This is a genomic window from Natrononativus sp. DTA114, from assembly GCF_059736515.1.
This window is the reverse complement of sequence record NZ_JCASSN010000005.1, coordinates 61,283-86,100: the sequence shown is the minus strand read 5'-3', so window position 1 is coordinate 86,100 and position 24,818 is coordinate 61,283. Positions and strand designations below refer to the sequence as shown.

General features: G+C 65.7%; 15 protein-coding genes. 5 read left to right on the top strand and 10 right to left on the bottom strand.

Annotated features, from left to right (window positions below):
- Positions 1-157 precede the first annotated feature (157 nt).
- Positions 158-3,514, top strand: coding sequence for an endo-acting ulvan lysase-like protein (locus tag AC6I6S_RS17985; RefSeq protein WP_497952063.1), 3,357 nt, complete (start codon positions 158-160; stop codon positions 3,512-3,514).
- A gap of 89 nt (positions 3,515-3,603) precedes the next feature.
- On the opposite strand, the gene AC6I6S_RS17980 is transcribed toward AC6I6S_RS17985, so the two are convergent.
- The 5 genes from AC6I6S_RS17980 to AC6I6S_RS17960 form a co-directional block, all read right to left on the bottom strand.
- Positions 3,604-4,374: a sugar phosphate isomerase/epimerase family protein gene (locus AC6I6S_RS17980; RefSeq protein WP_497952061.1), complete on the bottom strand. Its 771-nt coding sequence runs from the start codon at positions 4,372-4,374 to the stop codon at positions 3,604-3,606.
- Between the two features lie 73 nt (positions 4,375-4,447).
- The gene (gene ggt, locus AC6I6S_RS17975) at positions 4,448-6,202 is read right to left on the bottom strand and encodes a gamma-glutamyltransferase (RefSeq protein ID WP_497952060.1); all 1,755 of its coding nucleotides are present in this window, start codon (positions 6,200-6,202) and stop codon (positions 4,448-4,450) included.
- Positions 6,203-6,440: 238 nt separating this feature from the next.
- The gene (locus tag AC6I6S_RS17970; protein WP_497952059.1) at positions 6,441-8,252 is read right to left on the bottom strand and encodes a BNR-4 repeat-containing protein; all 1,812 of its coding nucleotides are present in this window, start codon (positions 8,250-8,252) and stop codon (positions 6,441-6,443) included.
- Positions 8,249-9,304 carry a HEAT repeat domain-containing protein gene (locus AC6I6S_RS17965; RefSeq protein ID WP_497952058.1) on the bottom strand — a complete coding sequence of 352 codons (1,056 nt, stop codon included), beginning with the start codon at positions 9,302-9,304 and terminating at the stop codon, positions 8,249-8,251. The genes AC6I6S_RS17970 and AC6I6S_RS17965 overlap by 4 nt, the downstream gene beginning before the upstream one ends.
- 41 nt (positions 9,305-9,345) lie before the next feature.
- Entirely contained in the window at positions 9,346-10,998 is a 1,653-nt protein-coding gene (locus AC6I6S_RS17960; protein WP_497952057.1) for a glycoside hydrolase family 3 protein, read from the bottom strand.
- 128 nt (positions 10,999-11,126) lie between these two features.
- Between AC6I6S_RS17960 and AC6I6S_RS17955 the strand changes: the two genes are divergently transcribed.
- Positions 11,127-14,921, top strand: a complete 3,795-nt coding sequence (locus AC6I6S_RS17955) for a heparinase II/III domain-containing protein (protein ID WP_497952055.1) — start codon at positions 11,127-11,129, stop codon at positions 14,919-14,921.
- Positions 14,922-15,088: 167 nt separating this feature from the next.
- On the opposite strand, the gene xacF is transcribed toward AC6I6S_RS17955, so the two are convergent.
- Positions 15,089-16,540 carry a 2,5-dioxovalerate dehydrogenase gene (gene xacF / locus AC6I6S_RS17950; RefSeq protein ID WP_497952053.1) on the bottom strand — a complete coding sequence of 484 codons (1,452 nt, stop codon included), beginning with the start codon at positions 16,538-16,540 and terminating at the stop codon, positions 15,089-15,091.
- Positions 16,541-16,723: 183 nt separating this feature from the next.
- Between xacF and AC6I6S_RS17945 the strand changes: the two genes are divergently transcribed.
- Entirely contained in the window at positions 16,724-17,767 is a 1,044-nt protein-coding gene (locus tag AC6I6S_RS17945) for a Gfo/Idh/MocA family protein (protein WP_497952052.1), read from the top strand.
- Positions 17,768-17,804: 37 nt separating this feature from the next.
- On the opposite strand, the gene AC6I6S_RS17940 is transcribed toward AC6I6S_RS17945, so the two are convergent.
- Complete coding sequence (locus AC6I6S_RS17940; protein WP_497952051.1) at positions 17,805-18,953, bottom strand: GNAT family N-acetyltransferase; 1,149 nt, start codon at positions 18,951-18,953, stop codon at positions 17,805-17,807.
- A gap of 121 nt (positions 18,954-19,074) precedes the next feature.
- Here AC6I6S_RS17940 and AC6I6S_RS17935 point away from each other — a divergent pair, with 121 nt between their 5' ends.
- On the top strand, positions 19,075-20,556 hold the full coding sequence (locus AC6I6S_RS17935; RefSeq protein WP_497952050.1) for a sulfatase family protein: 1,482 nt from the start codon (positions 19,075-19,077) through the stop codon (positions 20,554-20,556).
- 54 nt (positions 20,557-20,610) lie between these two features.
- Here AC6I6S_RS17935 and AC6I6S_RS17930 read toward each other — a convergent pair whose 3' ends face one another.
- The 3 genes from AC6I6S_RS17930 to AC6I6S_RS17920 form a co-directional block, all read right to left on the bottom strand.
- Complete coding sequence (locus AC6I6S_RS17930; protein WP_497952049.1) at positions 20,611-21,465, bottom strand: sugar phosphate isomerase/epimerase family protein; 855 nt, start codon at positions 21,463-21,465, stop codon at positions 20,611-20,613.
- Positions 21,466-21,547: 82 nt separating this feature from the next.
- Complete coding sequence (locus tag AC6I6S_RS17925; RefSeq protein ID WP_497952047.1) at positions 21,548-22,870, bottom strand: neutral/alkaline non-lysosomal ceramidase N-terminal domain-containing protein; 1,323 nt, start codon at positions 22,868-22,870, stop codon at positions 21,548-21,550.
- Between the two features lie 3 nt (positions 22,871-22,873).
- Entirely contained in the window at positions 22,874-24,100 is a 1,227-nt protein-coding gene (locus AC6I6S_RS17920) for a DegT/DnrJ/EryC1/StrS family aminotransferase (RefSeq protein ID WP_497952046.1), read from the bottom strand.
- An 87-nt stretch (positions 24,101-24,187) separates the two neighbouring features.
- On the opposite strand from AC6I6S_RS17920, the gene AC6I6S_RS17915 reads away from it, so the two are divergent.
- A complete protein-coding gene (locus AC6I6S_RS17915; RefSeq protein ID WP_497952045.1) occupies positions 24,188-24,562 on the top strand; it encodes a RidA family protein in 375 nt (124 codons plus the stop codon).
- Positions 24,563-24,818 lie beyond the last annotated feature (256 nt).

Genomic DNA, 24,818 nt, shown 5'->3' with positions numbered 1-24,818 from the left:
TCACCGGCTTCGATCCAGTAGCAGCGCTCGCGTCGCCCCGTTGGCATTGCCTCGGACGAATCGGCACGCGAAAGAGCCGGATATGGTCAACGATCCATCTAGTTTCCATAGAATATAACCGAAACTATATTACCAATGGAGCTAACAGTGCGTGTGGATGTCACGCAATAATCAGGGCAACGACGACGAGGTGTGGTCCCCCTCGGAACTGTGTTCCGTCGGCAGGGGCGCGCTCGAGTTCGAACTGACGCGACGACGGTGGCTGGCCGCGACAGGCGCAGGACTGACCGGGGCGCTCGCGAGCGGCATCGGGAGCGCCGACGACGACGAGACACTGCACCTCAAGAGTCGGCCGACGCTCTGGACTGAGCAGGATCGGGAGAACGCCAGATCGAACGTCGAACGCTACGACTGGGCGAGAGACGAGCGCGACAGTGCCGTCCAGCAAGCCGAGAGCTATCTGAATCAGTACGGACCGGATCTCGACAGTCTCTGGCGACTCGTGACCTCCCAGAAGATCCCTCGCGGTGGCGGCGTCGTCCTCGAGCGCGATATTCTGGGCGGATTCTCCAGTTCCGGTGACGGCCGCCTCTGGAAGATCGAGACTACCGTCGACGACCCCCATGGCGACGGAAAGCTGACCGTTCCCACGAACGACTTCGAAGCCTACCGGCAGAGCGGGCTGGACGACCGCGGAATGTTCGATCCCGACCTTGCGGACGACGACCTGCTGGTCAACGAAGAACACCCCGAGATGGGCGAGGGGTGGGGCGTCGACGACGGCTACGGCTGGGTCGACGAAGACGACGACCTCGGCGGCGGTGCGGGCAACCGCTGGAACTTCGTCGCCTACCACAACCACTGGTTCACCTGGCGACCCGGTGGAATCCGACGAACGCTCGTGGCGCTGCAGGACGCGTACCTGTTGACCGGCGAGTCGGAGTATGCCGTCGCCGGACTGGTCATGCTCGACCGGATCGCCGACGTCTATCCGGAGATGGATCTCACGGAGTACACCCAGTCGCTCCACGGCTTCTGGAACAATCACGGCGGCCGCCAGACGGGACGAATTATCGGCGGGTCCTGGGAAACGAACCTCGTTCGAAACCTCATGCCCGCCTACGATGCGTTCTTCCCCGCGCTCGACGACGAGGAGGTGGCGGCTGAGGTCACCGGCTTCCTGAGTGAGAAAACGGACGAGTATCCCGGGCTGGGCGACAAGGATTCGGTCGCGAAGATCCGTGAAAACATCGAAGAGAACTTTTTACAGGAGATGCTCCCGGCCGCGAAGAACTCGAACCTCATCCCCGAACGTGGTCAGCGGCCGACGGTGGCTCTCTCGGCACGCATCCAGGACGACGTCCGAGAAGACGGGTACACTCGCGAAGCACTCGAGTGGCTGTTCCAGCCGGGCGGCGAGATCTTCGACGGCGACGTCTGGGACGAAGAGCCCGAGAACTGGAACACGACGGGCGGCGAGGTCCTGACGCCAGTCGTCAACAACTGCGACCGCGACGGCTACTGGCACGAAGCCGGCCTGGGCTATAACCGTATCCAGATGTCCTCCATCAGACAGGTCGCCGAAACGTTACTGGGATACGACGGCTTCGATGGTGCCGACCTCTACCAGCACCCGAAGTTCCAGAGTGCACTGAAGATCAACGCCGAACTGCTCCTGCTCGACGAACGATCCCCCGATATCGGTGATACGCACACTCCGACCGGTTCCGCCTGGAGTCAAAGCGGGATCGAAGACGGCTACGAGGTGACGAACGGGACGCTGTTCGCGCAACTGTTGCACTACTCGAACGGTTACTCGACCGACGGGATGCGCGGGGGTATCTTTGACGCCGACCCCGAAGGAGTCGGAGACGAAATTCAGGCGGTCATCGACGCCGAAGGCCCCTTGAACCTGCCGAGCCAGAACCTCGCAGGCTACGGGTTCGCCGCACTCCGCGACGGGCAAAATTACGACGTGCTCGAGGAGGTGGGCCAGGAGCCGGACACAGGGGACGGTCTCGGTAACGAAAAGCGTGCGTTTTGGCTGTACTACGGCCGGAACAGCATCAATGCGGGCGGCACCTCTCACACCCACTATGACACGTTGAACCTCGGTGTCATGGCCCACGGGATGGACCTCTCGCCGGATCTGGGCTACCCCGAGCAGACCGGCGACTGGCCGAAACACGCCTTTACCAAGGGAACGATCAGCCACAATACGGTGACCGTCGACGCCGCACAGCAGGATCCACAGTGGGTGGCCGATCCGCGCCACTTCGACGGCAGCGACGAGCGGGTGAACCTGATCGACGTCGACGCACGTCACGCCTACGACCAGTGCGAGGAGTACCGGCGCACCACCGCGATGATCACCGTCGACGAGGAGCGCTCCTACGCCGTGGACTTCTTCCATGTAGACGGCGGCGACGACCACGTGTTCAGCTTCCACGGGCAGGTGGGTGAAACGACCGCCGAGGGCGTCGACCTCGTTCTCCAGGACGGCGGCACCTACGCCGGCGAGGACGTTCCCAAACCGGACTACGGCGAAGAAACCGAATACAGCCGAGAGGTCGGCAACGGCTTCGACTACCTCGACAACGTTTCTCGTGATACGGACCCGAGCGAGAACGTCGCCGTCGAGTGGGATATCGAGGACTACTGGGGCCACCGCGACGACGACGCCGCGGGCGTTCACATGCGACTGACCAGCATCGGCGAGTTCGACGAGGTCGCGGTGGCTGATGGTCATCCGCCCGACCTCGGCGACAACCCGGACAGCCTCGGATACGCGCTGCTCCGTCGGAGCGGGGCCGACATCGAAAGCACGTTCACGTCCGTGATCGAACACTGGGACGGCGACCGCGCCGTCACCTCCGTCGAGGAGGTGCCGGTTTCTGGCGGCGACGCACACGCTGTTCGGGTCGACCTCGAGAACGGTCGGACCGACTACGTCGTCTGTGCGTTCGACGAGGAGAGCACCGTCACCGTCGACGACGCGTTCCAGTTCCAGGGTTTCCTCGGCGTGCTCTCGCTCGAAGAGGGCGAGCCCGAGTACGCCTACGTCCACGACGGAACCCGTCTCACAGTCGACGGCGAGCAGTTGATCCAGGAGAGTCAGGGCTTCGTCCGCGGCTTCGTCGAGGAGTTTACCCGCGAGATGAGTCTCGAGAACGAACTCGAGTTACGGATCCCGGGTCGACCGCACAACCTCGAGGAGCGGATCTCGGACGTCGTCTACATCGACAACGACGGCTCCGATAGCTGGCGTGGCGACCGCTACGAGGAACACCAGCCCATCGAGGAACGCAACCAGCGCGGACTCGGTAACGGGGCCTATCCGGTCGAGGGGGTCACCGCCGGTCGCGGCAACACGGTGACCGTCGACGTCGGCGAGCGAACGTTCGTCCGGGAGTTCTCGGATCCCGACGAACTCGAGGCCGGTGGCTACGAGTACGTCATCCAAGAGGACAACGACGTCCGCGTTCCGCTGGTGACGACCTGGTCGCGGTCGTAGCCCGGCCTCCACTTGCGGCCCCACTCTCGCTTGCGAGCGTCGTGCTGCGTGACGCTCTTTCTGGCATCTACCGTTTGCCTGAACCGCCCCTACGTGGTCGACGAGCGGAGGTACTCGAGGTCCGCACGAATAGCCTCCTCGTACGGTTCGTCGTCGGTGACGAACTCGACGTTAACGAAGCCGTCGAAGCCGTCGGCCGCGAACACGTCGAGGATGGCCTCGATGTCGAAGTAGGCGTCCTCGAGGAGACAGCGGTTGCTCGCGGACGCTTCCGGATCGGGAACGGCCTGGATATGGACGTTGTTCGAGAGGTCGACCAACTGTTCGGCGTCGCGCACGATCTCGTCGGCCGGCATTCCGAAGACGGGTTGCCAGTTGAGCCGACAGGCGGGGTGATCGACCGCCTCGATCAGTTTCTCGGCACCGTCGGTATCGTTCGTGAGGGAGTTGGCGTGTTTTTCGACGGTCACCGCGAGTCCACGGTCTGCGGCCCGTTCGGTGGCCGTTCGCAGATCGGAGACGACCGCGTCCCAGTGTGCGTCGGCGTGATCGCCGTACTCCTGGCTTCCAGCCCAGAGACGTATCAGGTCCGCGTTCAGCCGATCGGCGACTCGGATTTCGTGATCGATCTCCTCGGCGAACTCGGGGTTACCGGCTCGCGCGTAGGAGCCGTACACCGGAATCTCGAGTCCGTTGCTCCCGGCGGCGTCGCGAATCGATCGACACCGTTCGACCGTCCCCTCCCCAACGTGGTCTTTTCCCCAGATTTCGACGCCGTCGTAGCCAGCCTCACCGGCCGTTCGAAGAACTGAATCGACGGGCGATCCCGTATCCGAAAGCGTGCATAACCCGATCTGCATGGATGGTTTCCTCACGTTACGCCGGAACCAAAACAGTTCCGTTCGCCACGGTAGCCGGACGTCGCGGCTGGCGCTACCGTCGCGGGGGGCGACCGGGGCCGCTACCGGTTCCGGCGACGCCGCCGCCCCGACGCGGATCGAAGACGCCGACGAGTTCGTCGCGTTCCTGGTCGATGGCGATCATCTGGGTGTCGCCGACGCCGCCGCCCGGCGAGGCGTTCATCCCGTACCCGAGCGCCTCGAGACCCTCGATCGTTTCCTCGGGGGTGCCGGGCTCCCACTGACCGGTGAAGACGTACATCCGCGGATGTTCGACCGCTTCCTGTATCGACATCCCGTACTCGAGGACGTTGACGAGGACGTCCGCGACCGCCTGGGAGATGACGATGCCGCCGGGAGAACCGCACGTGAACAGCGGCTTCCCGCCGCGGAGCACCATGGTTGGCGCAACGGTGGTGGTGTACCGTCGGAGTGGGCCGATCTGGGTCGGCCCGCTGTTGCCGAGTTGGGCCACCGAGTTGTTGAGGAAGAAGCCGTAGCCCGGGACGACCGCACCGGTACCGAACCCGGAAGAGAGCGTGCCAGTAAACGAGACGACGTTTCCGTCGCCGTCGGCAACGGTGAAGTGGGTCGTGTCCTCCGCCGGGGGCTCGTGTTCGTCCGGCACGTCCGCCTCGTCGATTCCGACCGGCGGGTCGGTCGTCCACGGCTCGCCGGCCTGATAGGCCCACGGGTCGCTTTCCGCGCCGAGCAGGTCCGGGTTCCGCGAGCCGGGTTCCATCAACTCGCGTCGGGTGTCGAGGAACGCCTCGTCGAGGATGCCGGTTCCGGGCACGTCGACGAACTCGGGGTCGGCGGCGGTCGTGATCACCGGGTTCTCCATCGCGGCGCGGGCCTGCCAGGTGAGGTTGAACCGCTCTGCCGATCGCGAGTCTACGTCCGACAGGTCGAGTTCGTCGAGTAGCTTCAGCATACCCGGGACGATCAGCCCGCCCTCGACGGGAGCGGGGGCAGAAACCACGTCGACGGGTTCGTTGTTCGCGATCGTCGGGTGGGGGTTCTCGTAGCGGACCTGCGTCGGCCGGTCGATCGTCGGTCGGTAGGACGCCAGGTCCTCGAGGGTCATCACGCCGCCGGCGTCCTGAACCAGGTCCACGATCGCCTCGGCGATTTCACCCCGATAGAAGGGGCGAATCCCGTCGTCTTCGATGAGACGCAGCGTCTTCCCGAGGTCCTCCTGGACAACGGTGTCACCCGCCTGAACCGGCTCCCCGTCCGGCGCCCAGATCTCCGCGGCAGCGTCGGTGAACCGCCAGGCGACGCCCGCGGCGACGCTCGCAACGCGTTCGTCCACCTCGAACCCCTCCTCGGCGATCTCGGCCGGGCGGCCCGCCAGTTCGGAGAGCGACATCGTCCCCCACTTCTTCACCATCACGTCCAGCCCGCGGAGGACGCCGGGTGTCCCAATCGAAATTCCGCCGAAGCGCCGTTCAGTCGACGGCTTGAGGTTCCCGTCGTCGTCGTAGCGGATGTCGACCGAGGCGCCGATCGGCGCACGAACCTGGGAGTTGAGCGTGTAGGTACGCTCGTCGGCCGCGGAGTAGCCGACCATCATCCCGCTGCCACCGATACCGGAACCGTACGGGTCAACGACCGTCAGCGCCAGTTGTACCGCCGCCGCAGCGTCGAATGCGTTTCCGCCTGCAGCGATAACGTCGCGTCCGACCTCCGCTGCGACAGGCTGCGAGGCAGCGACGATCCCCTCGTCGTCGCGGATCGTCTCGACCTCCCAGCCGCCCTCGCTCGCAGCGGCCGGTGATGAGAGCAAGCTGGCTCCCGATACCGCAAACACCGCGGCAGTTCCTTTAACGAAGTCGCGACGGCCGGGACCGGTCGTATCGTCCGAACGGTTCTCCCCGTGTCTATCGTTCCCAGACTTGTGACTGTCTGACATAGCAATACTATCTCCCATTGGTGCGTAGTAAGTGTATCGGTGATATCCAATACTATCACAGAGATGCTCAAGGACACGGACATCATCCGTCGAGAGCGAATTGGCCGTGAGATCAGCGTCTCGCTTCCCCCAGAGTATACAGGCGAACATCCGCGAGGTCGCCGCGGAGGCCGTTTCCGAGCAGGTACTCGTCCTTCGCGAGCGTCCAGGAGGCGCGCGGGCCGTCGAACGCGATCGGCCCCGCGAACGGTCGCTCGTCGACGAGGCTGCCGTCGACGCGGAGGCGAAGCAGTGCCTCGCTCGCCGACCAGTGGCCCTCGACAGTGTAGCGCTCGCCAGCCTCGAGCGCCGAAGAGTTCGCGGTGACCGCCTCGTCACCGTCGAAGAGCGTCCACTCGAGCGAGTCGGCCGTGTTGCGGGCGATGTCGAGCCGAACACCGCCGCCGAACTGCAAAATCGTCTGTGTCTCGCGGGGGGTAGTCGTCGAGGCGGTCGCCGACACCGAGATTCCATCGGCGAACGTCTCTGCGGCGAAGCAGTCGAACCCAAGCGTGACGCCGGCGTCTCCGGTGGCTTGCAGTCCGCCTTCAGCCGCGTTATCGGGCGACGGGAACCCACACAGCACCGTCTGGGAGGCGTGCATGCTCTCGTACTCGCCCTCGAGCCAGAGCACGGGACGCTCCGGGGAAGCGTTCACCGGGACGACCGGTCGCAGCGGCGTGCCGACGGGGTTCGATCGAACCGGTTGTGACCGCCAGGTTCGCCCGCCGTCGCTCGTTTCGAGGCGCTCGAGCAGTTGCTCGCCCTCCGCGCCGACGCAGGCGTAGACGACGTCCGGGTCCGTCGGATCGAGGGCGACGCCCGCCGAGTAGTGACCCTCGACGCCGGCCTCCTCGATAAATCCGCCCGCATCGCGGAGGTGGACGTCGAGCCAGCGCTCCGCCTCGGGGTTCCACCGGGCGTAGCGGTACTCGTGGGCGGTCGTCGAGGGGAACGTCGCGTAGACGACTGCCGGTTCGCCCCGGTCGTCGACGGCCGCGTCCCACACCCAGGCGTGCTCGCCGTCTTCGGCCCGCGAGTCGTAGACGCACTCGAGGTCCGCGATCGAAACCGGCCACCCCTCGCGCGTCGCAATGAGGGTTCCGTCCGCGGTCTCGAGACGGTCGCCCGTAAAGCGGGCGTGGCGAACGTCCCACTTCGGGGCGTCGCCGCCGCGCTCGGCATCGGTGACGAACAGGTGGGCAGCGTCGGGGGTCGAGGCGTGGACGAAGTAGGCCCCGTAGTGACCCTCCGGGGCGGTGACGAGCCGCGTTTCGTCGCTCCAGGTCGCTCCCTCGTCGGTCGACCGGCGAACGTAGGCGTGGCCGTCGCCCATGTAGCCGTACTCGTCGTCCGTCGCGTCCCGCGTGATCGTTCGATCCCGATAGAAGAGATAGAGCGGCGCGTCCCGGTTTCTCGAAAGCTGGACCGGGTTCGGATAGGTGACAACGTTCCCGTCCAGCCGGGCAGCCGGGTCGAACTCGTCGATCGCTTCCGGCCGGCGAGAGCGTCGGTGAAAGATCGCGTCCCCGTTGTGGGCGCTCCAGAAGACGTGTAGGTGGCCGGACTCGGAGACGAGCACGGACGGGTTCGTGTGGTCGTCCGTCGAGAACGAGGCGGCGAGCGTCGTTCGCTCGAGCGCTCCCGTCTCGTGGTTGAAGGCGGCGACCTGAATGTCACCGCCAGTTGGCCCGCCGAGATAGCCGACGTACGTTCGATCGTGCCGGTCGACGTGTCTGACCGCCCGCGGATCGGTAAACCAGATCCAGCGCGCGTCGAGGCCGTGCCGGCCATCTCGACCGGAAACCGACTCCCGTGCCCGCCCGTCGTCCAGCTTCGAGAGCGGCCAGTGACCGACCAGGTGCTGATTCGGCGACCCGTTCATACGCCGTCCTCCGGGGCGTTCCCGTCGACGGGCTCGAGCGCACGTCGTGCTAGCCCCCGGATCTCCTCGTCGGGGTCCGTCGCGTGCAATTCGCGAAGCGTCGGAACGAGGTCATCAGCGGCGCTCGGCTCCTGGCGAGTGGCGACGACCAGCAGCTCGAGGGCGGTTCGGCGAACGGCCGGCTTCCGCGCCGCAAGCATCGGCTCGAGTGCGGGAGCGATCGGGGCGACCGCCTCACCGACGCGCTCCGGAGCGGCGTCGGCGAGCGTCTCGAGGGCGTCGGCCGCCCGCCGGGGAACGGGGTGTTTGGTGTCCACGTCGATCCGCGTCGCCAGCGCGTGGGCGTGTGGCTCGACATTCTCGGGAACTGCCGCCGCGAGTGAGTCGAGAACCTCGCAGGCGCCCGTTCTCACGTGATAATGATCGTCCTCGAGGAGAGCCGCAAACGCCGCGACGTCGTCGCGAACCGCTGTCGGCTGTTCGGCGGCGATCCGGGTGAGCCCCGCCATCGCCCGAACCCGTATCTGGTCGCGTCGCTCCCGTTCCGGATTGTCCGGAACCGTCGGATCACGGGTTGGGTTCGGGCCGGTGGTCGAGTCCTCCGAATCGGCGAGGCGAGCGCGAGCCATCGACAGGAGGGCGTCGCTTGCCGGAGCGGCGCGGTCGGGGTGCTCGAGGGCGAGCGCCACCAGCGCCAGGACGGCCGGTTCGCGAGCGGATTCGGCCGGGTCGGCCGCGAGCGACCGGAGCGACGGGACGAGGGCGTCGTAGCCCTCGGGGTCGCGTTCGATGAGCGCGGTCGCGGTTTTCGCCGCGCGACACCGGACGTCCGCCGACTCGTCCGTGAGGTGGATTTCGAGGGCAGCCGCGGCCGCCTCGACGGCGTCCGGACGTTCCCGGACGACGGTATCGTACGCCTCGATCGCGAGACCGCGTTCGTCGCGAGTGCCGTGGACGAGTATCGCAACGACGTCGGCGATGTCGACCGCCGACGGTTCGGACTCGGCGCGTTTACGAATCGTCGCCGCCCGATCGTGATCTACCCCGTTCATACCTGTCGTATCAGCGTCCGAGAGTGCTTATAGCTTGATACTCACCGAACCGGGAGATCGGGCCGAGCCTCGAGGCCCGTCTCGAGGGCTGTAGCGACGGCGCTGGCGGCTTCGTCGGGGACCGGTGCCGGCATTCCGAGCCGATCCTGGAGGTACGTCGCGAGATAGGCGACGTCCTCGGGGAGGCCGTCGTACTCGTTTGGCAGGCCGAGCGAGACGACCACAACTGGAAGTTCGGCCGCGAGAGTTTCGACCACCCGACGCTGGGCGTCCGAGAAACGTTCGCGGGAGTAGGTGGTGATGACCGCACAGTCGACGGTCGCCGAGAGCGACCGGATCGTCTCGAGCTGTGTCTCGAGGGAGGTCGGCTCCGTCTCGGGTTTGACGTCGTCGAGCATCCGTGCATCGCCGGCGGCGAGCGAACAGCTCACGACATCGCCGAAGGCGGCGTCGAGGTGGGGCTCGAGAGCGTGAACGCCACGGATACCGGTCAGGAGCACGTCCGTATCGGCGCCGAGCGGCAGGAGGTCGTCGTTTCCGAGCAGCGTGAGTGAACGTTCGTACGCCTCGCTCGCGAGCGAGGCGTTGTCGTCGCTGCCGATCGTCTCGAGGGCGGCGAGGGGGTCGACCGACCGGCGGTCGGCCAGCTCGTAGCGTTCCTTGAGGTCGAGGATCCGCTCGACGGAGCGGTCGAGCCGATCCTCGCTCAGCGTGCCGTCGCGGACGGCCTCGAGGATGGCGTCGCGGGTCGTCCGGAGATCCGCGGCGGAGACGAACCCCGTCAGGATGAGGTCGGCACCGGCGTCGATCGCTCGCACCGCGGCGTCGCCGACGCCGTAGTTGTCCGCGATGGCGTCCATCATCATCGCGTCGGTGATCACGACGCCGTCGTAGCCGAGTTCCTCCCGCAACAGCCCCGTGAGCACCGGTTTCGAGAGCGTCGCCGGCTGGGAGTCGTCGAGACACTCCACGACGATGTGGGAGGTCATGATGCAGTCGACGCCAGCCTCGATCATCGCCGAGAAGGGCGGGAGGTGAATCTCCTCGAGCGTCTCCCGGTCGTACCGGACGTGTGGAAGTACCTCGTGGGAGTCGAGTTCCGTGTCGCCGTGGCCGGGGAAGTGTTTCGCGACCGCGATCTGATCTTCGGCGTGGATTCCCTCGAGGGCAGCCTCGGCGTAGTCGGCGACCGTCCCGGGGTCACTTCCGGGCGATCGAACCCCGATGACCGGGTTGTCGGGGTTCGTGTTGACGTCGACGACCGGCTGGTGGTTCATGTTCAGCCCGAGCGCGAGCATGTCGCGAGCGACCGCGCTCGAAACGTCCGCCGCGAGTGAGCGGTCGCCGGTTGCGGTTCGGCCCATCAGCGCCGGATAGGCCTGGGCCTCGTGGCGCGTGATGTCGACGGTGCCGTACTCGCCGTCACAGGAGACCAGTACGGGGAGGCCGTGAGAGGTCTCGGCCGCCCACTCCTGAAGCTTGTTGGTGTACTGCGCCATGAAGTGAGGCGTGACGCCGTGATTCCCGTACACCCTGATCCCGCCCGGTTCGAGTTCCTCGATAACGGTCCGCATCTCCTCGGCCGGCCACCCCGCCTCCGTCTCGAGGTGGCCCAGACCGATTCCGATGTGCAGGAGCTGTCCGACTTTCCCTTCCAGCGACAGCTCTGCCGCCGCTGTTGGCGAATCAACCATACGCTCCCTCTCGAGCGAGACGATAATATTCTTGTGGAGACCGGGAGATCCACGGCGTCCATGCCTGAAGTGTTCATTTGGTTGAAAGCCACAGGAACTGTTATTAGCGGGGGACGCCATGCCAAACCATGGCAGGCAATAGCCATCGGGACCTACCGAACGGTACATCGCGGGAGACAGAATCGTATAGTGGCGACGACCAGCTCGGAGACGGCTTCTCGCGACGAACGCTGCTGCAGACGACCGGGGCAGGGATCGTCGGCGGCATGTTCACCGGGTTCGGAGCCGTCGGTGCGGCGGCCGACGACGGAGACGGAGCCTACCACCTGAAGAGCCGGCCGACGCTCTACACCCAGGGGATGCGTGAGAACGCCCGACAGAACGTCGAGAACTACGACTGGGCGGCCAGCGAGCGCGACGGGGCGGTGTCGACCGCCGAATCGCACCTCGACCGGTGGGGGCCGGATCTCGAGAGTCTCTGGCGACACGTCACCTCCCAGAAAATTCCCCGCGGCGGCGGCCTGACGTCGGAACGACACGCCCTCGGCGGGTTCAGCAACCCAGGCACTGATAGACCGTGGAAGATCGAGTCGACGATCGACAACCCTCACGGCGACGGCAACTTCGTGCTGCCGACGAACGACTTCGGAGCCTACCGGCAGAGCGGGCTGGACGACCGCGGAATGTTCGATCCCGACCTCGCCGACGACTCGCTGCTGGTAAACGAGGAACACCCCGAGATGGGCGAGGGGTGGGGCGTCGACGACGGCTGGGGCTGGCACGACGAGAACAACGACCTCGGACTGGGCGCCGGAAACCGGTGGAACTTCGTCGCCTACTACAACCACTGGTTCGTCTGGCGGCCGCGAGGCATCGACGACATCGTTCCTGGGCTGGCCGACGCCTACCTCCTGACCGGCGACTCGAAGTACGCCGTCGCCGGTCTCGTCGTGCTGGACCGGATCGCCGACGTCTACCCGGAGATGGACCTCACGGCGTACACGGACACGCTCCACGGCTTCTGGAACAATCACGGCGGCCGCCAGACCGGCCGCATCATCGGCGGTTCCTGGGAGACGAACCTCGTGCGGCCGCTGATCCGCGCCTACGACGCGTTCTTCCCCGCCCTCGACGACGAGGACGTCGCAGGCGAGGTCCTCGAGTTCCTGGGCGGCCGGGTCGAGGAGTATCCCGGCCTGCCGGCGAAAGACTCCGTCGAGGCAGTCCGCGAGAACATCGAGGAGAACTTCATCATGGAGATGCTCCCCGCAGCGAAGAACTCCGATCTCGTCCCCGATCGGGGTCAGCGTCCGACGATCGCGGTTTCGGCGCGCGTCCAGGACGACGTCCGAGAGGACGGGTACACCCGCGAGGCCCTCGAGTGGCTGTTCCAGCCCGGTGGCGAGATCTTCGACGGCGACGTCTGGAACGAAGAACCCGAGAACTGGAACACGACGGGCGGGGAGATTCTGACCCCGATCGTCAACAACTGCGATCGGGACGGGTACTGGCACGAGGCCGCACAGCTGTACAACCGGATTCAGATGTCCTCGGTCCGCCAGGTTGCGGAGGTACTCGACGGCTACGACGGGTTCGCGGGTGCCGACCTCTATCAGCACCCAAAGCTCCAGCAGGCGCTGGGTATCAACTCCCATCTCGTTCTCCTCGATACCCTCGTCCCGGAGATCGGCGACACGCACACCTACGACATGAGCCCGCCGTACCAGGTGAGTCGTACAGGAATCGAGGACGGCTACCACGTCACCGGCGACAGCTATTACGCCCAGTACTGGCACTTCCTGAACGGCTACTCCACGGACGGGATCCGGGGGTCGATCTTCGACGCAGACCCCGAGGGACTGGACGCGGAGATTCAGTCGGTCATCGATGCGGAAGGACCGCTCGATCTTCGGAGCGAGAACCTCGCCGGCTACGGCTTCGCCGCCCTGCGCGACGGGGAGAACTACCTGACCGAGTCCTACGGCACCACCTACGACTTCTCGAACCTGTTCGTCGAGGCGTCGGCGAACATCGACGACAGCTTCCCTGAGGCGATCCAGCTCAACGCGAACGACGCGGGCGAGCAGTGGACGTTCGAGCTCGATATCGACTCGAGCGAGGAGTACGAACTCGAGATCGAGGCGCTGTTCGTCGACACCTACGGCATCTACGAGCTGTATATCGCCGACGAACACGTCGACACGATCGACTTCATGGCAGACGGCAGCGGCCGCGAAACGCTGACCTACACGCGCGAACTGGCCGCGGGAACGACCGAGATCCGGTTCGAAAACGTCGGCCGGAACGACGACGCCAACGGCTACCGGATGGCGCTGTACTACCTCGAACTGCTCGACGAGGACGACCGCGAGACTCGAGACGGGGTGGCCGAACTCGGCAACTCCAAACGCGAACTCTGGATGTACTACGGCCGGAACGGAATCAGCGCCGGCGGCACGGCCCACGGACACCGCGACACGCTGAACATCGGGCTCGCGGCCAACGAGATGGAACTGGCTCGAGATCTGGGCTACCCCGAAGCGACCGGCGACCACCCGCCGCGGCGCTTCTTCACCGATAACACGATCAGCCACAACACCGTCGTCGTGAACAAGGCCGGCCAGCGCCACCACTGGGTCGGACTGCCACGACACTTCGACGGCAGCGACGACCGGGTCAACCTGATCGACGTCGAGGCGCCCCACGTCTACGAGGAAGCCGACGAGTACCGCCGCACGACCGCGATGATCACCGTCGACGAGGGCCACTCCTACGCGGTGGACTTCTTCCGCGTGGCCGGCGGCGAGGATCACCACTTCAGTTTCCACGGAACGCGGGCGAACGTGAACACCGAGGGACTGGATCTCGTCCCACAGAACGGCGGGACGCTGGCCGGCGAAGACGTGCCGTTCGCCGACGAAGAGTACAACGCCGAGCGAATCCCTGGGTGGGGAAGAGCGGAAGGCGCCGGTTTCAACTACTTCGACTCCGTCTCCCGGGACGTCGATCCAGGCGAGAAGGTCTCGATCGAGTGGGACGTCGAGGACCACTTCGGCGTCCGCGACGACAACGCCGAGGGCGTCGCCATGCGGCTGACCTCCTTCGGCGAGTTCGACGAGGTCGCCCTCGCGGACGGCTACCCGCCGAACAGCACCGACGGCGCGACGCCGGAGCCCTCGATTCCGTACGCGTTCCTTCACCGCACCGGAAGCGACCTCGAGAGCACGTTCGTCTCGACGATCGAGCACTACGACGGCGACCGGGTCGTCGACTCGGTCGACGCCGCGTCGGTCACCGATGAAGACGGCGACCCTGTCGACGCACGCGCAGTCAGGGTCGACCTCGTGAACGGACGAACCGACTACGTCGTCTGCGCGTTCGACGAGGACGACACCGTCGTCGTCGACGGCACCGTCGAATTCAAGGGCTTCTTCGGCGTCTGCTCCGTCGAAAACGGCGAACCGGAGTACGCCTACGTCCACGACGGGACCCACCTCGCAGTCGACGGCGAGCAGCTGATACAGGAGTCGACCGCGTCGGTCCGGGCGTTCGTCGAGGAGTTCACGCGCGAGATCAGCCTCGAGAACGAGCTCACGATGCGGGTCGCCGGCAATCGCGACGACCTCGAGCGCCACGCCGGCTTCGTCTACGTCGACAACGACGAGTCGAACCCGTGGCGCGGCGAGCCCGACCCCGAGGAGCCGCCGTTCGCGCGCGGCCGGCGCGGCCGGGGTAACGGCGCCTACCCGATCGAGGGGCTCTCGAGCGGGCGGGGTAATCTCGTCACGGTCGACGTCGGCGAGAAGACGTTCACCCGTGACTTCGAGAACCCCGACCAGCTCGAAGCGGGCGGCTACCGGTACATCATCGACGAGGACGACGACGTATCGATCCCGCTGGTGTCGACCTGGTCGGCCGACTAATCGCCCCTGCCGGGCGCGCTTTACGCTCGTTTTCGAATTCGGCTCTCGATCGAACACCGCGACCGAAAGCGGCGCGGACACTCCGGCGACTCCTGTGAAAACCGCAGCCACGGAAGCGTCCGCTCACGGTCGAGTCGGGAAGAAATCGGCGCCGAACAACCTTGGCGTCAGTAGCTGTCGTACACCGTCTTCGTAATGGTGTAGAAGTCGAGTCCGGCGTCGCCCTGCTCGCGGTAGGTCTCGCTCGAGGAGGCCTTCATCCCGCCGAAGGGGACGTGCAGTTCGAGCCCGGTCGTCATCTCGTTCACCTTCACGACACCGGCCTCGATTTCGTCGACGAATCGGTTCGCCTCGGCGTGGTCGTTCGTCACGATACTCGCCGAGAGGCCGTACTCGACGTCGTTGGCGACCTCGACGGCTTCCTCGAAGTCCGAGACGGAAAGCACGGAGAGGACGGGACCGAACACCTCCTCCTGGGCGATTCGCATCTCGGAGTCGACGCCCGAGAAAACCGTCGGTTCGACGAAGTAGCCCGACTCACACTGTTCGGCTTCGGGCCGGCCGCCGCCGATCTCGAGCGTCGCACCCTCCCGTTTCGCGACGTCGACGTACTCGAGGGTGCTCTCAAGTTCGTCCTCGCTGACCTGCGGGCCCATCCCGCCGTCCTCGAGGCCGGGGCCGACGTCGATGCCCTCGGCGCGCTCGACGACGGCCTCGAGGAACTCGTCGTGGACCGACTCGTGGACGATCGCCCGTGAGCAGGCGGTACAGGCCTGACCGGTGACGCCGAACGCACCGTAGGCGACGATTTCGGCGGCCTCCTCGACGTCCGCACTCTCCGAAACGATCGTCGGGTTCTTGCCCCCCATCTCGAGTTGCACGCGCTTCTGGTCCTCGGCGGCGCGCTGGTAGACCGCGTCGCCGACCCGGGCGCTGCCGGTGAATGAAACGGCGTCGACGTCCTCGTGGCCGACGAGAGCGTCACCGACCTCGCTGCCCGACCCGGTGACGTAGTTGACGACGCCCTCGGGGACGCCCGCCTCTTCGAGACACTCGATCAGGAGCCGGCCGATTTCCGGGGCGAGGGTGGCGGGCTTGAGTACGGCCGTATTTCCGGCAGCGAGCGCCGGTGCGAGCTTCCAGGCCGGAATCGCGATCGGGTAGTTCCAGGGGGTGACCAGCGCGGTAACGCCGACGGGTTCGGCGATCGTGTACAGGTTCTGTCGGGAACTGCTCGGCGACTTGACGGTCCCGCCGAGATCGTGCGTCTTCGCCGCGTAGTAGTCGAAGATGTCGATCGCGCGGCCGACCTCGCCCCCGGCCTCCGGCCGGGTCTTCCCCTCCTCGCGGACGAGCGTCTCGGTCAGTTCGTCTTTTCGGGCCTCGAGTTCCCGTGCGGTTCGCGAGAGGATCGCCCCGCGTTCGGGCGCGGGAGTGTCGGCCCACGCCGCCGCGGCGTCGCTCGCGGCCGCGACAGCGCGGTCAACGTCTTCGGCCGTCGACTGCTGAAACGACGCGATTTCGTCGCTCGGGTCCGCCGGGTTTCGGACGGCGAACGTCTCGCCCGATTCCGAGTCGATCCACTCGCCACCGATGAAGTTACTGCGTGTCTCGGACATGCGTTCAGGTGGTACTCTCCGTCGACCGGGACATAGCTTTCGATCGATGCAGTCGTCTCGCCAGACACGTTTATAACGAATCACCACTTCGGTCGTGACGAGCCATGTCAGCAACGCACACGAGAGGGGGTGTTCCCGGTCGGCGGTTCGTCACTGGACGGGGCACCCAATCGGAGGTGAGCCGTGTCTGAGACCTGTGTCATCGGGGTTCTCGGCTGCGGCGAGATCACGAGCAAACGAACCGCGGACAGTATCGACACTGCCGAAAACGCCGCTCTCGGACCGGTTATGGACGTCGACGAGGAGGCTGCACGGGACATCGGCAACCGGTTCGACGTTCCACACTCGACCGACCGGACCGACGTGCTCGAGGCCGAAGCGGTCGACGCGGTGTACATCGCGACGCCGCATCACCTCCACGCCGAGGGTACGATCGCGGCCGCCGAATCGGGCAAACACGTGCTGGTCGAGAAGCCGATCGCGGTCTCCGTTGAAGAGGCCGACGAGATGATCGCCGCCTGTGCGGCAAACGAGGTCGCGCTCTCGGTCTGTATGCCCCGTCGGTACTCCCCGCAGGTCGAGACGGCGAAAGGGTTGCTCGAGGACGGCCTGCTGGGCGACGTAATCGGTATCCGGGTGCAGGTGATGGCGCGAAAGCCCGAGAGCTACTGGACCGGAGGCTACACGGGCCGGGTCGAAACCGACTGGCGGACCTCGGCCGAGCGCAGCGGCGGCGGCGTGTTGAACATGAACGCGATACACAACCTCGATGCGGTTCGATACGTGACCGGCCTCGAGATCGTCCGCGTCTACGCCGAACTCGACACGTTCGCCACGGACGTGGAGGTCGAGGACTTCTGTAGCGTTTCGCTGCGCTACGACAACGGCGCGATCGGCATCGTTCACGCGAGTTCGTTCCTCGAGGATGCCCCGCGAGACCGGTCGACTCGCGGCACACGAATCTACGGCACCGAGGGCGAACTCGTCCTCGAGGAGCCGCTGCTGGTCCGGACGAACGCCGAGACGAACCTCGGCCCCGCAGAGGAGTGGCACGAGGTCTCGAGCCCCGAGCGCCGCCCCTCGGGCGATCGCCTGATCGAGGACTTCGCGGCGGCGGTGCTCGAGGGGCGGGAGCCGCCGATCACCGGCCGCGACGGCCGGGCCGCCCTCGAGATCGTTCGTGGGGCCTACGAATCAGGGGAACGTCACGAACCCGTCACGCTCTGAGGAAATCGAAGTCGCGAGTGGCAAAAGAACTAGCCCCTCAAACGTGCTCGGTCGGCCAGATGTAGAACTGCAGCGGCAGCGTCGCCTCGAGAACCGGTTCCGATCGGCGGACGTCGCGCATGTGCTCGTGGAAGCCGAACAGGAGCGTCGCCATTCCCCGGCGGTCGAGCGAGAGATCCGGCTCACCCGCCGCGCCGTCGACGGACAGTTCCCCGGGTCCGTAGACGATCTCGACGGCTTCGCCAGTTTCGACGAGTTCGAGCGTGACGTCTCCGCTCTCGGTGCGGCCGCTCTCGCGCCAGGCCGTTTCGAGCTGTGCCCCGAACCCGTCGAACAGCCCCTCGAGGCTCCGGATGTTCACCATGCGGTGAGGCCGCTGGCTCCAGTAGCGGCTGTGTTCGTGAAACAGCGAATCGAGCGGGTGGCGCGGGTGGACCTGGACCGTGAGCTCGTTCAGGTCGTAGAGGGCGAGAACGTGAGAGAGCAGCGTCTCGACGCCGCCCCTCGAGCCGCCGAACTCCTTTATCGTTCGGCTGCGGCTCTCCCTGGAGAGACTGAGGTAGGCTGGCCCCTCCGGTCCCTCGTACAGCAGCGTCTCGAGGCCGCGCTGGCCGAACGTAATCTCGCTGAGTTCCCGGTCGCGCTCGACGCGGTAGGGTTCGCGCTCGTGAAGTTCCCGGAGCGTCGAGAGCCGGTCGGCCTCGCCCTCGTACACCGAGATCAGTTCGTCGTCGGCCGCTTCGGGTGTGCCGACGAAGGAGCGGCCGTCGATCGGATACCGGTGTTCGATGCCGGCGCGCTCGTAGCCGAAGTGGCCGTAGCGCTGTCGGTTGCCGCTGAGTTCCGACAGCGGAACCCCCTCGGCTTCCATCCGCTCGAGCCAGAACTCGAGCAGATCGCTCATGTAGCCGTTACCCCGGTAGCGTCGGTCCGTGGCGACGCCGCCGATCCCCCAGCACTCGACGCTGCCGCCGCCAACGGCGAGCGTCTGGGGAACCGCCGCGATGTGGCTGACGATCCGACCGTCCGCCTCGACGATGGCGTGGCGTTCGGGACGATCGGGGTCGTAACAGAACGGGAGTCTGGCGGCCATTCCCTCGCGTTCGTAGGCGAAGTAGCGATCGATGAGTTCGGTGATCTCGGGAAAGTCGTCCGTCGTGGCGAGACGTGGGCTGCTGTCCGTCATGCGTGCTACCGGCTACGAGGTATCCCATCGTCATAAAGATGCGTTCCCCGCGAGGAGACTCACATTATCGGTACACTCAACTCGAGAAAACGTTATTGCAGCGGAGTGAGAGCACACGGGTATGCGGATCCTGTACATCGATTGTGACTCGTTGCGCCCGGACCACCTGGGCTGTTACGGCTACGAGCGGGATACCTCACCGAACATCGACGAACTGGCGGCCGGCGGGAAGACGTTCACGAACGTCTACACCTCCGATGCGCCGTGTCTGCCCTCGAGAACCGCCTTCTACACGGGTCGATTCGGCATCCACACTGGCGTGGTCAACCACGGGGGACGAAACGCCGACCCGAGACGCCACGGCGAACCACGACACGCGAGATACCCCCGCAAGTACCGAACCCTGGCGTCGATCCTGAGAGAGGAGGGGTTCTACACCTCGATGATCAGCCCGTTCCCGGCGCGCCACGACGGCTGGCAGGTCGTCGAGGGATTCAGGGAACTCCACGATACTGGCGGCAACGGCGGCGAGACCGCTGACGAAGTCTATCCCACCGCCCGGGACTGGCTCGAGTCCCACGCGGGCGAGGACGACTGGTACCTCCACGTTAACTTCTGGGACCCGCACACGCCGTACCGGACGCCCACGGAGCACGGGAACCCCTTCTCGGAGGAGCCTGCGCCCGACTGGCTCACCGCGGAGATGATCGACGAGCACTACGAGGAAAGCGGCGCACACAGCGCCCAGGATCTCAGAGGGTGGGGCGGGCGGAAGTGGGAGTACGATCTGATGCCCGAGGAGATCACCTCGCGAGAGGACTTCAAGCAGATGATCGACGGCTACGACATCGGCGTCCACTACATGGACCACTACATCGGGAAGCTGTTCGATCTGCTTCGTGAGGAGGACATCTTCGAGGAGACGCTGATCGTGATCAGCGGCGACCACGGCGAGAACCTGGGCGAACTCAACGTCTACGGCGACCACCAGACCGCCGACGAGATGACCTGTAACGTCCCGCTCATCGTCCGCGGCCCCGGGGTAGAGCCGGGAGCCGACGACGGACTTCGCTACCAACTCGACTTCGCGCCGACGCTGGTCGACCTCGTCGGCGGCGACGTTCCCGACGGCTGGGACGGCAACTCCTTCACCGACACCCTCACCGACGGCGCAGAGAGCGGGCGCGACGAACTCGTGATCAGCCAGGGGACCTGGACCTGCCAGCGGGGCGTTCGCTGGGACGACTGGCTCCTGCTCCGAACCTACCACACCGCGTTCAAGAGCGACCTCGAGGACGTGATGCTGTTCGACCTCGCCTCTGACCCCCACGAGACGACGAATCTTGCCGACAAGCATCCCGAAATCGTCGACGCGGGACTGGCGAAACTCCAGCGCTGGCACGATGACCGCCGGTTCGAGACGGCCAACGGCGAGAACGGCGGCAACCCCCACGCCCCCGGGGCGTTCACCGATCCAATGTGGAACGTCTTAGGCGAGAAGGGGCCGTTCTACACCTGGAACCACCTCGAGCCGTACGTCGATCGACTGCTCGAGACGGGTCGGGAGAAACACGCCGAGTGGATCGCTGAGCAGTACGGCTAACCACCTCGAGCGCCGCCCACGTCGTTTCTCACGACGGCACGTTTCCAGCGGGAGTCAGGAAATCAACCGACGCATTTCTTCGAGTTCGTGGGTCGCAAGAGAGAGGTCGTCCTCCGCGCCGAACGTCGATTCGGCGGTAACGTAGCCGTCGTAGCCCGTCTCCTCGAGCGCGGAGAACAGCGGGCCGTGATCGACCGCGCCCTCGCCGAGTAGGTGGCGGCCGAACGTCTCTAGCCCCTCGTCGGTCTCGAGCTGGAACGCCCCCGGCTCCGAGAGGTCGTCGGCAGGTGCGAGATCCTTAACGTGGACGTGAACGAGGTCGTCGCCGAGGCGCTGGACCGACTCCCGGCCGAAGTCCTCGCCCACGAGGTACATGTTTCCGGCGTCGTGGATCGCGCCGACGTTCTCCCGGTCGATCGCCTCGAGCAACCGCCGGGTCGAGTCGACGGTTTCGCTCAGCCGGTCGGCGTGGATCTCCATCCCGATCGTGACGTCGTACGCTGCCGCGCGGTCGGCGGCCTTCTGCATCCAGTTTGCGGCGTGCTCGAAGTCCTCATCGGTCGCCTCACGAAGGCCGGGTTTTCCCGGCCCGTGGCGGACGATCTCACAGTCGAGGATCTCGGCGAACTCGAGGAAGGTCTCGAGGGTCTCGAGTTCCTCCTCGCACTCGGCCTCGGTGAGGCCGGCGTACTTGCCAGTGTAGGTCGCCAGACAGGGGACTGCGAGACCGATATCGTCCAGGTGGTCCCCGAACTCGGCGACCGCCTCGAGCGACCAGTCGGCACCGAGGTGGGGATCACGGCACATCGGCTCGAGGCCGTCGTAGCCGAGTTCCGCGGTCTTCGTTGCGACTTCTGTGAGGCTGCGTTCCTCGAGCACCTTGCTGAACAGGGCGGGCTTGAGTGCCATGTGTCCACCCCTCACAGGGAAGGGAAATAAAGACCGGTGAATCGCCGAAACGGCGTTCGAGCAGCGACGGAATCCGACTGCCTCAGGGACCGCGAACCCGATCGACGAGCGCCTGGGCATTCGAGAGTAGCTGTTCCTCGGTGTCGGGAGTTACTCGGCCCGGGTAGCGTCGGAAGCGGGTAACGTCGCCGCCCTCGTAGCCGCCCTCTGCGAGGACGCGCCTCGAGGGGACGTAGGTGAAACTGCCGCTAGTGTACGCTGCGACCCAGAGGTCCGGATACTCGTCTTTGAGTGCGAGCGCGTAGTCGACGACGACTTCGCCGGCCAGCGCGAGCAGCGTCAGGTCGTCGCCGAAGCCGACCGCCCGAATCGGGTACGGATAGGTCGTCGGCAGCTCGTCGCCATCGGACTCCTCGAGTTCCGCCTGCAACAGCCGGGCGTGACGTCGCTCGTAGGGGTCCGAGGAGTCACGCAGGGACTCGAGGTCGTCGCGGTCGTAGCCCTCGAACTCGATGGGGATCTCCTCGTGGGTGAGCCGCAGCGGACCGTGGAGCGTCCATCGAGGGGCCTCGAGTGCGGTTTCGACGGCGTTCGCCATCGCAGTGCCGTGCTGTTTCGCCACCGCTAGCCGTCGTTTCGGTCGCGGATTCTGATCGCCGCCACAGCCGGTGAGAAACAGCGCGGTCGCCTCCTGATAACGCTCCTCGATCGTCGCCATGGCGTAGCCGGGCCAGTCGCCGCAGTAGCGGTCGAGTTTCAGCGCCGTCGCGTGGCAGGCGTAGCCGAAGACGACCGCCTCGAGGTCGCCACCCGATTCGACCGCCAGCACGGGGACGTCGTGGTCGACGGGGCCGTCGGGGTTGACGCTGTGGGCGATTCCCTCGGGCGTCGGCAGCCGGCGGTTGATCGCGAAACCACAGCGGGCGTGGCTGTACTCGAGGGTCGCCGGCTCGCAGGCCGCCAACGCCTCCCCGACGAGCGCGACGAGGTCGTCCGTCAGGCGCTCGCGGTAGGCCAGCGAGGCGTCGATCAGGTCGGAATCGACGTCGTACATTCGGCCGCGGAACTCCTGGAGGAGTGGTCCGCAGTGGGTGTGCGTGGCCGTGAACGCGACCGATTCGGGGCCGAGGTCGTATTCCTCGAGACAATGCGCCTCGAGTTCCTCGCGCATCGCAGGCGGGATCGAGATCACCTCGACGCTGACGAGGACGACCGTCTCGCCGCCGTCGTCACGGATCGCGAGGGCCTTCGCGTGGAGGTCGGTTTCGACCCCGTCGGCGGGTTCGTCCCTCGAGGCGAAGCCGGCCATCCACAGCGGATCTTCGGGCGTGATGACTCGTGTGGCGGTGCCGGCCTCCCAGCCGGTTGTACGGTCGGCGCTCGCGTCGGCGTCCGAAGTGCTCACAGCTCAGTCCTCGAGCAGTTCGCCGACGTTTGCCTTGATCTTCCGGGCTGCCTCCGGGATCGTCCGGATGCCGGCCTCGTCGGCGAGCAATACGGGGTGGGAGTAGGAGACGTTCCTCGCACACAGCTCCTCCGCACCGGGGAGGTGGAGGTTCCGGTAGTCGGGGATCTCGGTTCCCGGGGGCAGGAGCCGGCGCACCTGATCGCGGAAGAACGCCGGCTGTTTGTAGATGGGAACCTCGTAGCCGTCGTACACCGGCACGCCCTCGGCGCGCATCGCCTCGATGAACCGGTCGCGAGAAAGCCCCTCGAATCCGGCGGGATCGTACCGGAGATTCTCGAGACAGTAGCCACGGGCGGTGATCCGGTCGTCCTGCGGTTTGGTCCCGATGCCGTCGATGTCGGCGAACTCCTCGAGCAGGATCGCCTCGTTTTCCTCCCTGATCCGATTTTCCTCGGGGAGTTTCTCGAGTGCGCCGATCGCGATGGCGGCCTGGAGCGCGGACATGCGCGAGTTCGAGGAGAGGTGGTAGTGGCGGTAGCCCGTCTCGCCCCGTGAGCGGCCGATGTTCTGCATGATGCTGGCCCGCTCGGCGAGCACGTCGTCGTCGGTGACCACGATACCCCCCTCGCCGGAGGGGAGCGATTTCGTCTCCTGAAAGGAGAACGTCCCGATGTCCCCGAACGTGCCGACCTTCTCGCCGTTCCACTCGCTGCCCTGGGCGTGGGCGGCGTCCTCGATCAGGAAGAGGTCGTTCTCCTCACAGATCGGCAGCAGTTCGTCCATGTCCATTGGGTACCCCGCAAAATGGACGCCGATAATCCCGACCGTGTCCTCGGTGATCCGCTCGCGGACCGACTCGAGGTCGATGTTGTAGGTCTCTGGATTGGTGTCGACAAATCGGGGGACTGCGCCCACCGCCGGCACGGCACTGGCACTGGCGATGAAAGAGTAGGAGGGAACGAGCACCTCGTCGCCGGGTTCGACGCCGATGGCTCGCAGCGCGAGTTCGATCGCTACAGTGCCGTTCGCGACGGCAATCGCGTGCTCGGCGTCGTGGTAGTCGGCGAACTCCTCCTCGAGTCGCTCGATCCAGGGGCCGCGGCTCCACTGTGCCCCCTCGAACGCCTCGAGGAGGTACTCTCGAGCAGTGTCAGTTGGCTGTGGCCACTCCGGCACCGATAGCGCTTCGGCTGCCTTCGGACCACCGTTGATAGCAAGCTCTCCCATGTTGCCATCACTCACACGGGGCGGTGATAAATGTTCGTCCACAGCAGGAGGAGGATTTATCATCCCCTCGCGTGACCGTGACGATGCATGGACGCGATCAACTCAGCGGACGCCCCCGACAGCATCGGCCCGTACTCACAGGCAGTCGTTCACGGCGACACCGTCTACGTCTCCGGACAGGGTCCTGCGGACCCCGACTCGCGCGAGGTCGAAGTCGAGAGCATCGAAGACCAGACGGCACAGACCCTGGAGAACATCAGCGCGATTCTCGAGGAAGCGGGATCATCGCTCGAGAACGTGGTCAAGGCGAACGTCTACGTGACCGATATGGACAACTACGACGCGGTGAACGACATCTACGCCGAGTACATGTCCGATCCGTTCCCGGCCCGGTGTGCCGTCGAGGTATCGGACCTGCCGATCGACATCGGCGTCGAGATCGAAGTCGTCGCGAAAGTTTAGCGAGAGTAAACGACGGCTCGAGCCAACGGAGTGACGGCTCGAGGCCGACTCTTCTCGCCGTCGGTTCGTGGGTGGCTACGGGAACGAGTGTCATCGGAGAGTACCCACTCGAGGGCCCTCCAGGTGTTTCGGGATAGTTATCCGGACGTCCTCGAATACACTGTTTCTATTTTCGTTCGACGATTCCAAACGTCTGGGGGTCAGAAAAAGTACGGTGGGATAGAATTGTAGCAACAGATTACACGCATATCCGTGT

Excerpts from the sequence above, each read along its gene's own strand:
- AC6I6S_RS17915 (WP_497952045.1), top strand. The coding sequence starts at position 24,188 with ATGGACGCGATCAACTCAGCGGACGCCCCCGACAGCATCGGCCCGTAC.
- AC6I6S_RS17965 (WP_497952058.1), bottom strand. The coding sequence starts at position 9,304 with ATGAACGGGGTAGATCACGATCGGGCGGCGACGATTCGTAAACGCGCC.
- AC6I6S_RS17940 (WP_497952051.1), bottom strand. The coding sequence starts at position 18,953 with ATGACGGACAGCAGCCCACGTCTCGCCACGACGGACGACTTTCCCGAG.
- AC6I6S_RS17935 (WP_497952050.1), top strand. The coding sequence starts at position 19,075 with ATGCGGATCCTGTACATCGATTGTGACTCGTTGCGCCCGGACCACCTG.
- AC6I6S_RS17985 (WP_497952063.1), top strand. The coding sequence starts at position 158 with ATGTCACGCAATAATCAGGGCAACGACGACGAGGTGTGGTCCCCCTCG.
- AC6I6S_RS17970 (WP_497952059.1), bottom strand. The coding sequence starts at position 8,252 with ATGAACGGGTCGCCGAATCAGCACCTGGTCGGTCACTGGCCGCTCTCG.
- AC6I6S_RS17920 (WP_497952046.1), bottom strand. The coding sequence starts at position 24,100 with ATGGGAGAGCTTGCTATCAACGGTGGTCCGAAGGCAGCCGAAGCGCTA.
- AC6I6S_RS17955 (WP_497952055.1), top strand. The coding sequence starts at position 11,127 with ATGGCAGGCAATAGCCATCGGGACCTACCGAACGGTACATCGCGGGAG.
- AC6I6S_RS17930 (WP_497952049.1), bottom strand. The coding sequence starts at position 21,465 with ATGGCACTCAAGCCCGCCCTGTTCAGCAAGGTGCTCGAGGAACGCAGC.
- AC6I6S_RS17980 (WP_497952061.1), bottom strand. The coding sequence starts at position 4,374 with ATGCAGATCGGGTTATGCACGCTTTCGGATACGGGATCGCCCGTCGAT.
- AC6I6S_RS17960 (WP_497952057.1), bottom strand. The coding sequence starts at position 10,998 with ATGGTTGATTCGCCAACAGCGGCGGCAGAGCTGTCGCTGGAAGGGAAA.
- xacF (WP_497952053.1), bottom strand. The coding sequence starts at position 16,540 with ATGTCCGAGACACGCAGTAACTTCATCGGTGGCGAGTGGATCGACTCG.